General features: G+C 56.3%; 12 protein-coding genes and 1 riboswitch. Of the genes, 5 read left to right on the forward strand and 7 right to left on the reverse strand.

Translation table 11 applies throughout. The annotated features are described in order from the left end of the window. Positions 1–52: 52 nt before the first annotated feature. Entirely contained in the window at positions 53–1,165 is a 1,113-nt protein-coding gene (gene apbC / locus WFO64_RS06815) for an iron-sulfur cluster carrier protein ApbC (RefSeq protein ID WP_337010123.1), read from the forward strand. Here apbC and WFO64_RS06820 read toward each other — a convergent pair. Further along, positions 1,162–1,617 carry a GNAT family N-acetyltransferase gene (locus WFO64_RS06820; protein WP_337010125.1) on the reverse strand — a complete coding sequence of 152 codons (456 nt, stop codon included), beginning with the start codon at positions 1,615–1,617 and terminating at the stop codon, positions 1,162–1,164. The two genes, apbC and WFO64_RS06820, sit on opposite strands and share 4 nt — an antisense overlap. A gap of 235 nt (positions 1,618–1,852) precedes the next feature. Between WFO64_RS06820 and ahpC the strand changes: the two genes are divergently transcribed. Next, on the forward strand, positions 1,853–2,416 hold the full coding sequence (gene ahpC, locus WFO64_RS06825; protein ID WP_337010127.1) for an alkyl hydroperoxide reductase subunit C: 564 nt from the start codon (positions 1,853–1,855) through the stop codon (positions 2,414–2,416). A 71-nt stretch (positions 2,417–2,487) separates the two neighbouring features. Continuing rightward, positions 2,488–4,056 carry an alkyl hydroperoxide reductase subunit F gene (gene ahpF / locus WFO64_RS06830; protein ID WP_337010129.1) on the forward strand — a complete coding sequence of 523 codons (1,569 nt, stop codon included), beginning with the start codon at positions 2,488–2,490 and terminating at the stop codon, positions 4,054–4,056. Between the two features lie 64 nt (positions 4,057–4,120). Here ahpF and WFO64_RS06835 read toward each other — a convergent pair whose 3' ends face one another. Both WFO64_RS06835 and WFO64_RS06840 read right to left on the reverse strand, forming a co-directional pair. Next, positions 4,121–5,080, reverse strand: a complete 960-nt coding sequence (locus WFO64_RS06835) for an AEC family transporter (protein WP_337010131.1) — start codon at positions 5,078–5,080, stop codon at positions 4,121–4,123. A 96-nt stretch (positions 5,081–5,176) separates the two neighbouring features. Next, the gene (locus WFO64_RS06840) at positions 5,177–5,374 is read right to left on the reverse strand and encodes a hypothetical protein (RefSeq protein ID WP_337010522.1); all 198 of its coding nucleotides are present in this window, start codon (positions 5,372–5,374) and stop codon (positions 5,177–5,179) included. Positions 5,375–5,680: 306 nt separating this feature from the next. Further along, a riboswitch (TPP riboswitch) is annotated at positions 5,681–5,781 on the forward strand. A 34-nt stretch (positions 5,782–5,815) separates the two neighbouring features. Between WFO64_RS06840 and thiM the strand changes: the two genes are divergently transcribed. After that, positions 5,816–6,613: a hydroxyethylthiazole kinase gene (thiM, locus tag WFO64_RS06845; RefSeq protein WP_337010524.1), complete on the forward strand. Its 798-nt coding sequence runs from the start codon at positions 5,816–5,818 to the stop codon at positions 6,611–6,613. Next, positions 6,600–7,400: a bifunctional hydroxymethylpyrimidine kinase/phosphomethylpyrimidine kinase gene (gene thiD / locus WFO64_RS06850; RefSeq protein ID WP_337010133.1), complete on the forward strand. Its 801-nt coding sequence runs from the start codon at positions 6,600–6,602 to the stop codon at positions 7,398–7,400. Before thiM ends, thiD begins: the two co-directional genes overlap by 14 nt. Before the next feature lie 58 nt (positions 7,401–7,458). On the opposite strand, the gene WFO64_RS06855 is transcribed toward thiD, so the two are convergent. The 4 genes from WFO64_RS06855 to WFO64_RS06870 form a co-directional block, all read right to left on the reverse strand. Next, the gene (locus WFO64_RS06855) at positions 7,459–8,145 is read right to left on the reverse strand and encodes a GntR family transcriptional regulator (RefSeq protein WP_337010135.1); all 687 of its coding nucleotides are present in this window, start codon (positions 8,143–8,145) and stop codon (positions 7,459–7,461) included. Positions 8,146–8,245: 100 nt separating this feature from the next. After that, entirely contained in the window at positions 8,246–9,706 is a 1,461-nt protein-coding gene (locus WFO64_RS06860; protein ID WP_337010137.1) for a mannitol dehydrogenase family protein, read from the reverse strand. A gap of 67 nt (positions 9,707–9,773) precedes the next feature. Further along, complete coding sequence (locus WFO64_RS06865; protein WP_337010139.1) at positions 9,774–11,057, reverse strand: MFS transporter; 1,284 nt, start codon at positions 11,055–11,057, stop codon at positions 9,774–9,776. Between the two features lie 81 nt (positions 11,058–11,138). Beyond that, positions 11,139–12,149: a Zn-dependent oxidoreductase gene (locus tag WFO64_RS06870; protein ID WP_337010141.1), complete on the reverse strand. Its 1,011-nt coding sequence runs from the start codon at positions 12,147–12,149 to the stop codon at positions 11,139–11,141.

The following is a 12,149-nucleotide window of genomic DNA, read 5'->3' on the forward strand; positions in this document are numbered from 1 at the left end:
ACAATACATCGCTGAAACACAGCGTAAGCACAGCAGAAATAAGGAGTGAGGGATGACAGCACAATCCCGGGAACCACATACGCCTGAAGGCCTGCGCGCCATCGTCGCTGGCGTATTGAGACGCTTTGAGCATCCGACCCTTAAACAGAATCTCACCGCGCTGAAGGCGCTGCATCATGTGGCGCAGCTTGACGGTACGCTGCATGTGGAACTGCTGATGCCGTTTGCCTGGGCCAGCGGTTTCGATGTCCTGAAAGAGCAGGTCAGCGCCGAACTGCTGCGTCAGACCGGGGCACGCGCTATCGACTGGCGACTCAGCCATGACATTGCCACCCTGAAACGCGTAAAAAACCAGCCAGGCGTTAACGGCGTTAAAAACATTATTGCGGTCAGCTCCGGCAAAGGGGGCGTCGGTAAATCGAGCACCGCCGTGAACATGGCACTGGCACTGGCAGCCGAGGGCGCGCGGGTCGGCATTCTTGATGCCGATATCTATGGCCCGTCAGTGCCGAACATGCTCGGCACCCAGGATCAACGGCCTTCCTCGCCGGATGGCACCCACATGGCACCGATCATGGCGCACGGTCTGGCAACCAACTCCATTGGTTACCTGGTCACGGACGATAATGCGATGGTGTGGCGCGGGCCAATGGCCAGCAAGGCGCTGATGCAGTTGCTGAATGAGACGCTGTGGCCAGAGCTGGATTATCTGGTGCTGGATATGCCGCCCGGCACCGGCGACATTCAGCTGACGCTGGCGCAGAATGTGCCAGTCACCGGCGCGCTGGTGGTGACTACGCCGCAGGACATCGCCCTGATTGATGCCCGCAAGGGGCTGGTGATGTTTGAAAAGGTCAATGTGCCCGTACTGGGCGTAGTGGAAAACATGAGCCTGCATGTCTGCAGTCAGTGTGGATTCCACGAGCCGATTTTCGGCACCGGCGGCGCGCAGAAACTGGTGGAAGATTACCAGACGCAGCTACTGGCCCAGCTGCCGCTGCACATTGACCTGCGTGAAGATCTTGATGAAGGCGAACCGACGGTGATGCGTCGGCCAGATAGCGAGTTTACCGCGCTTTATCGCCAGCTGGCCGGACGGGTCGCTGCTCAGCTCTACTGGCAGGGCGACGTCATCCCTGGCGACATTGCATTCCGCGCGCTTTAAGCCCGACCCGACCCGCTGGCATATTGCGAGGCCAGCGGGTAGTGCATGAGCACGTAGCCGCCGTGCTCGCCTTCACCCTGTGAAATCATCTTCCAGCCATGTTTCAGGTAAAAGGCCTGCGCCGCTTTGTTCTTCTGCAGGCACTTGAGTGCGCCAGTGGAGGTAAAGCGCGCCTCAACCGCCTGCAGTAAAGCGCTGCCTACGCCGCAACCCTGCCAGTCAGGATCGACATAGAGGCTGTGCAGGAAGTTATCGTTCTCCAGCAGCCCCGCAAAGCCGACGCGCTGACCCTCAGATTCGGCGACCAGCACGGTTTCGCCCAGGATGACGCCATCAAAATCTTCCAGTTGCCACTCGCTGCCATCAAGCCAGCGCCAGTTATGCCGTCGCGCCGCCAGAAACAGCGTACGCAGGAAAGGACGATCGGCTTCAGTAAACGGACGAATCTCCACAGGTCTGCTCCCTTTTAATGCGGTCTTACAAAACTAGCAGTGTTTAGCGGAGAGGGGCGTAAAGATAAAGCGGGTTAAATGTCACGTAAATCGCTGTACACTGCCTGCCGGGCCAGAGAGCATCAGTCTCTCAGCGTTTGATAGCTTTCGTTTATCAGATTGATAACGTCCGCATATTAGATGTTGGCCCGAAAATTATGTAACCTGCATCACATATTTTAACGGAGGCCACCAGATGTCTATTATCAATACCAAAATCAAGCCGTTCAAAAACGCAGCATTCAAAAACGGCGAATTCATCGACGTAACCGAGAAAGACGTTGAAGGTAAATGGAGTGTGTTCTTCTTCTATCCAGCTGACTTCACCTTTGTTTGCCCGACCGAACTGGGCGACGTGGCTGACTACTACGAAGATTTCCAGAAACTGGGCGTAGATATCTACTCCGTTTCTACCGACACCCACTTTACCCACAAAGCCTGGCACGGTTCCTCAGAAACCATTGCGAAAATCCAGTACGCGATGATCGGTGACCCAACTGGCGCGCTGACCCGTAACTTCGAAATCATGCGTGAAGCAGAAGGTCTGGCTGACCGTGGTACCTTTATCGTTGACCCGGAAGGCGTTATCCAGGCGATCGAAATCACTGCTGAAGGCATTGGCCGTGACGCCTCTGACCTGCTGCGCAAAGTGAAAGCTGCTCAGTATGTGGCTTCTCACCCAGGCGAAGTGTGCCCGGCGAAATGGAAAGAAGGTGATGCAACACTGGCTCCGTCCCTGGACCTGGTTGGCAAAATCTAATCCGGCTTCGGCCTTTCGACCATTCTCCAATCGGGTGCTGCGGCACCCGATTTTTTGACCAGGACATCACTATGCTCGACACAAATTTGAAAACGCAGCTCAAGGCTTATCTTGAGAAATTAACCAAACCTGTTGAGTTGATTGCCAACCTGGATGAGGGGGCAAAATCAACCGAGATCCGTGAACTGTTGGTTGATATCGCCGGCTTGTCTGACAAAGTCAGCTTCCGTGAAGAGAACGATCGTCAGGTGCGTAAGCCCTCTTTCCTGATCACCAACCCAGGTTCGAACAGTGGCCCGCGTTTTGCTGGCTCACCGCTGGGTCACGAATTTACCTCACTGGTGCTGGCACTGTTGCAGACCGGTGGGCATCCGTCAAAAGAAGCACAAAGCCTGCTGGATCAGATCGCCGCGCTGGACAGCGATTTCCACTTCGAAACCTACTATTCACTTTCATGCCATAACTGCCCTGACGTCGTACAGGCGCTGAATCTGATGGCGGTGATTAACCCGCGCATCAGCCACACCGCTATCGATGGTGGCCTGTTCCAGAACGAGATTCAGGAACGTAACGTAATGGGCGTGCCAGCGGTTTACCTCAACGGTAAAGAGTTTGGTCAGGGCCGCATGAGCCTGGCGGAAATCGTCAGCAAAGTGGATACCAACGCAGATAAACGCGCGGCGGAAGAGCTGAACAAGCGCGACGCTTATGAAGTTCTGATTATCGGCAGCGGCCCGGCGGGCGCAGCGGCAGCCATCTACTCAGCACGTAAGGGTATCCGTACCGGCCTGCTGGGTGAGCGTTTTGGCGGCCAGGTATTGGACACAGTGGATATCGAAAACTATATCTCCGTACCGAAAACCGAAGGGGCAAAACTGGCAGGTTCATTGCGCGCACACGTTGATGATTACAACGTGGACGTCATTGAAAGCCAGAGCGCCATCAAACTGATCCCGGCAGCGAAAGAGGGCGGCATGCACGCCATTGAAACCGCCTCAGGCGCCGTGCTTAAATCACGTAGCATCATCCTGGCGACCGGCGCACGCTGGCGTAACATGGGCGTGCCGGGTGAAGAAGAGTATCGCACCAAAGGCGTGACCTATTGCCCACACTGTGATGGCCCGCTGTTCAAAGGCAAGCGCACGGCAGTGATCGGCGGCGGTAACTCCGGCGTTGAAGCCGCCATCGATCTGGCGGGTATCGTTGAACACGTTACGCTGCTGGAGTTTGCCAGTGAGATGCGTGCTGACCAGGTGCTGCAGGATAAACTGCGCAGCCTGAAAAACGTTGATGTGATCCTGAACGCGCAGACCACTGAAGTGAAAGGCGACGGTACTAAAGTGACTGGCCTGCACTATATCGACCGTACGACGCAGACCACCCATGAGCTGCCGCTCGCCGGTATCTTCGTTCAGATCGGTCTGCTGCCAAATACGCCATGGCTGGAAGGCGCGGTTGAGCGCAACAAAATGGGTGAGATCATCATCGATGGTAAATGCGAAACCAGCCTGAAAGGCGTGTTCGCCGCAGGTGACTGTACCACCGTGCCGTACAAACAGATCATCATCGCCAGTGGCGAAGGGGCAAAAGCGTCACTCAGCGCTTTTGACTATCTGATTCGTAATAAATCGGCTGAATAACGTTCGCCAGCCAGACAGTAGCCCTTCAGCACCCGTGCTGAGGGGCTTTTTTTTTATTATCCTGTTAATAGCCCGCCAGCGTCATCAGCATCATCCAGATTGGCGTCGTCACTGCCGCAAACAGCGTAGAAAACAGCATACTCGCCGCCGCCGGGCCGGTAATGACATTAAATTTCTGCGACATCAGATAGACGTTAACCCCGACCGCCATCGACCCCAGCAACACCACCACTTTACTCTCCAGCGGCGGCAGACCGGTCAGCCAGGCGATTGCCCATACCGTCATCGGTTGCAGCACCAGCTTCAGCAGACACAGGGTATAGCTCTCTTTCAATCCATCCCGCACCCGATAGTGCGCCAGACTCATGCCCAGCGTTACCAGTGACAGGGGCGCCGCCAGCGAGGCCAGCATTCGCAGCGGTTCAGCGGCGAGTACCGGCAAGGGATGTTGCAGGAAACTCCATGCCGTGCCGCTGAGAATGCCGATGATCAGCGGGTTCTTCAGTACACCGATCAGGGTGCGCCACACGCCTTTCAGCGAGAAGCTGCCCTGTTTTGCCCACTCGACTGAAACGGTCAATAAGGTCCAGAGGATCAGGCTATTAAACACCAGCACCAGCGCTACCGGGGGCAGGGCCTCTGGCCCCAGCAGCACTGTGGCCACCGGGATCCCCAACATCACATTATTGGAAAAGATTCCCCCCAGCGCAAAGACCGATGCCGCCACACCATCCAGATTAAACAGTCGTGCCGCCAGCAACCGGCCCACCATAAACACCAGCAGGCAACTGCCAAAGAAGGCCAGTAACAGGCGCGCATCAACCGGCGGGCTTTGCGAAAAGGTGCTCATGACCCGAAACAACATGCAGGGTAGGGCAACATTGAACACAAAACGGTTCATCCCTTCGCTGATGCTGGCGGGCCATTTTCCGAGGCGCGTCAGGCCGTATCCCAGCAGAATCAGGATAAACAGCGGGGCTGACAGATAAATTTGATGGTTTAAGCTTTCAAACAGCAGTGGCATAGAGAGAGTCTGGTCAGACGATGATTAGTTACCAGACTAACAAATTGCTAACTAACTGTTAACTTAGCGGTGTCTGAATTGACCGTAGCTGGGACGTTAGCCCAACCAGCGGCGTGCCTGCTGGTCAGTAATATCACGGTAATAGACCCGGTGAATAATTTCGCCACAGCCTGAGCAGCGCGCGGAAATATAGGTGGAAAAATACTGTCTGCCATTGGGCGCCATGGCACCCTTGCGTTCAATAATAATATCCTGCCATCGATGGCGGTGTGGAATAAGCGCTGACAATCGCATCATACATCCTGAATAGTATGAATTTCCGTTCCAGAAGTTTTTAACCCCATGAAATATAATATTTTTTACGATGGTGCTGCGAGCAGGTTAATTATTATGGGATAACTCAGGTGGGCGCGGAAAATAATACCCGTCAGAGTAAAAAACGGGGCTACCTATTAAGAGGTAACTTGCTAACCCGCAGCATTAAGCCTCTTTTTGCACCGTCAGGCGTTGATCGGGATCATGTGAATTGTCTCATGCACAATTATTTGCCTGACTGGTGTCGCTTGCTTTCGCCGGACGGCTTGCCTATGCTGCAAACCGTAACACGACTCGGGGTGCCGCTTTCCACAGTGAAAGGGCTGAGAAAAACCCGCTGACCTGAACTGGATAATGCCAGCGTAGGGAAGTCTGATGCCTGACCGCATTCGCCTTCTTGTTCGCCGGTTGGGAGCTATGATGACACATCGATCTCAACACCTTTCTGCCGCGCACTTCGCGCCCCGTTTGCACACTTTCCGTTGTCAGTCACCGCTGGTGCATTGCATGACCAATGACGTGGTCCAGAACTTCACCGCTAACGTCTTGCTGGCACTGAATGCCTCACCGGCGATGGTGATCGATGCTGATGAAGCGGCACAGTTCAGCGGCTTTGCCGATGCCCTGCTGATTAATGTCGGCACCTTAACCCGCGAACGTCAGCAGGCGATGCAGGTTGCTATCACTGCCGCCAGGCAGGCGGGCACCCCCTGGACGCTTGATCCGGTCGCGGTCGGCGCGCTGACGCTGCGCACCGACTTTTGCCAGCAACTGCTGAGCCAGCAACCGGCGGTGATTAGGGGGAATGCTTCAGAGATTCTGGCGCTGGCACAGCAGGCCCGCGGCGGGCGCGGTGTCGATACGCTGCATCAGGCAGATGCGGCCCTTGATGCGGCACAGCAGCTTGCCATCACCTGGCGCACGCTGGTGGTAGTGACGGGTGAAGTGGACTACGCCACCGATGGTCAGCGAATTCTTACCATCAGCGGTGGCACGCCCTTAATGACGCGGGTGGTGGGCACCGGCTGCGCACTCTCGGCCGTGGTGGCCGGTTTCAGCAGTCTGCCTGGCGATCGGCTGATAAATGTCGCCACCGCCTGTCAGGTCATGGCTCGGGCAGGTGAAAAAGCGGCGTCGCAGTCAGCCGGGCCAGGCAGTTTTGCCACAACGTTTATTGATGCGCTCTGGACGCTGGAGGTGGATCATGAAACGCATTAATGCCCTGACGATTGCCGGTACCGATCCCAGCGGCGGCGCAGGCATACAGGCCGATCTCAAAACCTTTTCAGCCCTTGGGGCCTATGGCACCAGTGTGATTACCGCGCTGGTGGCACAGAACACCTGTGGCGTGCAGTCTGTTTACCGTATCACGCCTGACTTTGTGGCCGCCCAGCTCGATTCGGTGCTGAATGACGTACGTATCGACAGTGCGAAAATCGGCATGCTGTCAGAAACGGCCATTGTGGAGCAGGTTGCTGCCCGGCTGAAGCATGCGGAAATCCCGTTTGTGGTGCTGGATACGGTAATGATCGCGAAAAGTGGCGATGCGCTGCTCTCACCAGACGCCGTTGCCAGTGTGCGTGAGCTGTTATTGCCACAGGTCGCGCTGATCACGCCTAATCTGCCAGAAGCGGCGGTGTTGCTCGATTGCGCCATTGCCACAGATGAGGCTGAGATGCGCGAACAGGGGCGGGCATTGCTGGCGCTGGGCTGTCAGGCCGTGCTGATGAAGGGCGGGCACCTTCTGGCGGCGGAGAGCCCGGACTGGCTGGTCACGCATTCAGCAGAGCAGCGATTCAGCACGCGGCGCGTGAATACCCGTCATACGCATGGCACCGGCTGCACACTCTCGGCAGCCTTAGCCGCGTTGCGTCCACGCCATGTTGACTGGGCAGAGACGATTGGAGACGCTAAAAACTGGTTACAGCAGGCGCTGCTGCAGGCGGATTCCCTGGAGGTCGGGAAGGGTATCGGGCCGGTTCACCATTTTCATCAATGGTGGTAATAACGAACGCCCGCATCGACCAGCCAATCGGACGGTGCAGGCGATTAATCTTTCAGGCTCAGGGTGCTTCAAACCAGGCGCTGTTACGCTCGGCAATCGGGGTGATCGAGAAGATCATCTCCTGCAGGTGACGACGCATTGCCGCTTCGGCAGCATCGGAGTCATGGCGCTTCAGCGCGGCAAAAATCTCTTCATGCTGCTCAATCAGCTTGTCCGGCGGAGAGACTTCACTCAGCGTCAGAAATCGCACCCGGTCCATTGCCGCTTTGATATTCTCCACTGTCTCCCAGGCTAGCTTACAGTCAATGCTTTCAGCGATCAGGCGATGAAACTCATCGTCCAGGCTGAGAAAAGCCTGACTGTCATGCCGCTCAGCGGCCATGCGCTGCAGTTGCAGGTTATGCTCCAGCGCCATCAGTGCCGGATCATCAATCTCCAGCGCCGCACGGCGGACCACCGATACTTCCACCGCCTCACGGATAAAGCGGCCATCTGCCACCCGTTTAGCGGAGATTTTGCGCACGAAGGTGCCTCGCTGCGGCAATACCTGTACCAGTCCGGCTTCGGCCAGCTTGATGAACGCTTCGCGTACCGGCTGGCGCGAGACGTTGAAGCGCGCGGAGACCTCTTTTTCAGAAAGTAGCGAGCCCGGCTGAATTGCGCAGGTGACAATATCTCGGCGCAGATACCGGTAAATCTGCTGATTTACCGGTTCGCTGGGGGTAATGGTATAGGCGATCGACATGCAGCAATATCCATATTACGGCTGGCAGAGGCCAGCGCGATGGGAAAGTGTCAGTCTAATCAGCGCGCTGCGTCTGCGCCAGCGCTTTGTTACAGAGCCTTTAGCCGCGGTTTAGAAAGTGCTGCACTGTAGCGCGAGCCCCCTGCGTGGTCAGTTGCTCGTACCAGGCGGTCAGCCGGGCCACTACATCGGCATTTTGCAGCAGATCCTCGCCAAACACCTCGCGAATGGAAAGTAACGTCCGCACACGAGCCTCGCCATCTTCGCTACCCGCAACACATTCAGCCAGTTGTTTCTGCATCGGATCGCGAATCTCAATTGACTGACCCTGTTCATCGGTGCCGCCGACATAGTGCATCCATCCCGCCACGCCCAATAGCAGCAGGTCGCAGCGGCTACCGTGCTGCAGGTGCCAGCGTACACTGTCGAGCATGCGCTGTGGCAGTTTCTGGGTACCATCGGTGGCAATCTGTCCGGTGCGATGTTTAATCGCACGGTTTTCATAACGGGCGATCAGCGAATCGGCATAGGCGTTGAGATCCACGCCCTGAATGCGCAGCGTCGGCGCCTGCTCATCAACCATCAGTGAACGGGCGGCTGCGCGGAAATGGGGATCGGCCATGCAGTCGCTGATGTACTCATAACCTGCCAGGAAGCCGAGATAGGCCAGAAAAGAGTGGCTGCCATTCAGCATGCGCAGTTTCATCTCTTCATAGGGCAGAACATCACTGACCAGCTCGGCGCCCGCTTTTTCCCACGCCGGACGGCCATTGACGAAGTTATCTTCAATCACCCACTGAAAGAAGGGTTCCGCCTCTACCGCAACCCGGTCGCTGGAACCCAGACGCGTGCTCAGCGTGGCCAAAGCTGTATCGGTCATGGCCGGAACGATGCGGTCCACCATAGTTGAGGGGAAAGTGATGTGCTGCTGAATATAGTCCGCCAGCGCCGGATCCTGCCGCTGTGCCAGTTGCACAATCACGTTGCGCGTGACGTGACCATTTTCCGGCATGTTGTCACAGGACATCACGCTGAAGGCAGGCAAACCCCGTTCCCGTCGGCGGCGAATCGCAGCCAGAATCAGACCCGGTAACGAGTGCGGTGAATTCGGATTCTGCAGATCATGCACGATATCAGGATGCCCGAGGTTTAAATTGCCACTGGCGGGCTGGTGGCAGTAGCCTTTCTCGGTGACGGTCATGGAGACAATGGCCACCTCAGGCTGACTCATCGCGTTGATCACCGCCTCAATCCCGTCACTTTTTCCGTGCAGCGCCTGCGTAATAACCCCAATCACCCGGGTATGCATTTTATCATCGGCCATCTCAGTGAGGGTGTAGAGCAGATGCTGCTCACGCAGGGCCTGAATCAGCGCGCCGCTGTTGAGGTTCACTTCGCAATATCCCCAGTCGCTGCCCTGCTCAGCCAGCTTATCGCTGCAGAGTGCCTGATGAGCGCGGTGAAACGCACCAAAACCGATATGTACCATGCGGGTTTTTAACTGGCTGCGGTCGTAAGTGGGGCGCTGGACCTCAGCGGGCAGGCAATCAATCTGTAACATAGTTCGTCCTTATGGCAAACGGGGCGCAAAGCGCCCCAAAATCATCGTTCTGTTAGCGGAACAACACTCAGACCGAAACCGGCTTATCCTCAGGTTTCGGACTGCGAATCACAAACAGCACCAGGAAGGCACCCAGCGCGGCGACACAGCCAGCCAGTACAAATGCGCTATCGAATTTACCGGTGTGCTGAACTATAAAGCCGGTGACGATCGGCCCGATGATGCCGGAAAGGCTACCCACCAGATGGATAAAACCGCTGATGCTGCCGATACGGCTCTTGTGCACCACATCCTGAATAATTGCCCAGTAGATCGCGCCGGTAATGTAGAGAAAGAAAATCGACACCGACATCATCATCACTGCGGGAACGACCTCTTTTATCGTACCCGCCAGTGCCACACAAATTGCGGCTGCCAGCAGTGAGACCACCAGCACAATTTTGCGCGACAACAACAGTTTGCCGGTGATGTTAAAGATTTTATCGGAGATCCAGCCACCCAGCGCCAGACCAACGAAACCGACGATCCACGGGATCATGGTGGTGATACTCATCGATTTAATGTCCAGGCCGTGGGCCTGTACCAGATAGGCCGGAAACCAGCTCAGGAAGAAGAACAGGATGTAGTTGTAGCAGAAGAAGGCAAACGCAGTAACCAGGATAATCGGCTGGCGCAGATAGTAACCAAACGGATGTGGCGTCTCTGACAGATCGACCTCATCATTTGGGTTCGTGGCTTTCAGTTGTGCAATCAGGTTGCGCTCCTCTTCGCTCACTCGTTTACTCTTCGCCGGATTATCAGCGGCGAAGAAGAGCCAGAAGGCCATCCACACCAGACCGATGCAGCAGACTATCACAAACGCCGGACGCCAGCCGTAAGCCAGCGCCAGATAGCCGATGATTGGACCGGCTACCGCGCCGCCCAGTGGTGACCCGGCGCTGAGCATGCCCATAGCAGTCGCCGCCTGTTTTTTCGGGAACCAGCCGTTAATCGCTTTGTTCGCTGAAGAGCAGATCGGGCCTTCCGCCATGCCGAACAGCACACGCAGAATCAGCAGCGACCAGAAGCCGGTGGCCAGCGCGGTCATGCCGCAGAAAATCGACCAGGCACCCACCGCCACTGCCAGCACGGTTTTTGGGCCAAAGCGGTCGGTGGCGAGGCCGCCGACGAAGTTAAACAGGGCATAGCCAAAGAAAAAGCTGCCGAAGATCATACCGAACTGCTCAGCATTGATCGCCAGATCTTTCTCTACCAGCGGCACTGTCAGAGACAGGGCGACACGATCGAGGTAATTGATCATGTACACCAGGAACAGCAACAAAACGAGGGTCCAGCGCAGATTCTTGAACATACTAACTCCGTGATCTGTTTTCTCTTTTTAATTATGCCGGCGGGTACGCACCGGCTAAGGACACCTGGTGTTCAGCGGGCATTAACCCATTTGCAGGATCACTTTGCAGCAGGTGCGCGGATCTTTTTCAAACAACGTCATGGCGCGTTCAATCTCCTGAAGCGGGAAATAGTGCGTAACCAGCTTCTCTGGCTGGATTAACCCTTTTTCCATCCATTCAATCACCTGCGGAAAGCGGTTGCTGTTAAGACGTGAGGTAAACAGCGACAGCTCTTTGCTGGTAAGACTTTGCTGAGTAATGCTGCACGGTTCGCCGGAGAAGCCCAGCAGGCCGATGCGCGCGGCTGGTGAGGCGAGCGCAGCCGCTTCGGCCAGAATGGTGGGGTGGCAGGCTGCGTCGATAATCAGCGTAGGCTGCACGCCCTCAAGCTGTGCCGCCAGCGGGATTTCGCTGTTATCGAACAGTTGATCGGCACCGCTCTGTTCAGCCAGCGCCAGACGTTCCGGCAGGCGATCTACCACCATTACCTTTTTCACCTGATAGACGCCCTTCAGCACCTGAATGGCGGTGAGTCCCATCGGACCGGCACCATAAATCAGCGCCACATCATCCGCCTGCGGCTTGAGAAACGCCGTGATGTTGGCTGCGATAGTGAAAGGCTCGACCAGACTGGCAAGTTTGTCGGGAATCGCGTCCGGCAACGGCCAGGCATTTTTTGCCGGAGCCAGTGCATACTCGCTGAAACCGCCGTCACGATGTACTCCAATCACCTGCAGGGAGGTACAGACATTGGGGCGGCCCACTGAACAGGGATAGCAGGTGCCGCAACTCACCACCGGATCCACCGCCACGCGCTGGCCAAGCCGTGCCGCATCGACCCCGTCACCCACCGCATCGATAACGCCAAAAAATTCGTGACCAATGACCCGTGGATATTTCGCGAACGGGTTATGACCGTGCCAGATATGCACATCAGAGCCGCAGATGCTGGCATAGGCCACTTTAACCCGGACTTCGCCCGCCGCCGGCTGTGGCACTGGACGTTCAGCCACCACCAGTTCACCCGGCTGTTCAATAACAACGCTTTTCAT

This window comes from Pantoea sp. AS142 (genome assembly GCF_037152305.1).
Lineage (GTDB): Bacteria > Pseudomonadota > Gammaproteobacteria > Enterobacterales > Enterobacteriaceae > Pantoea.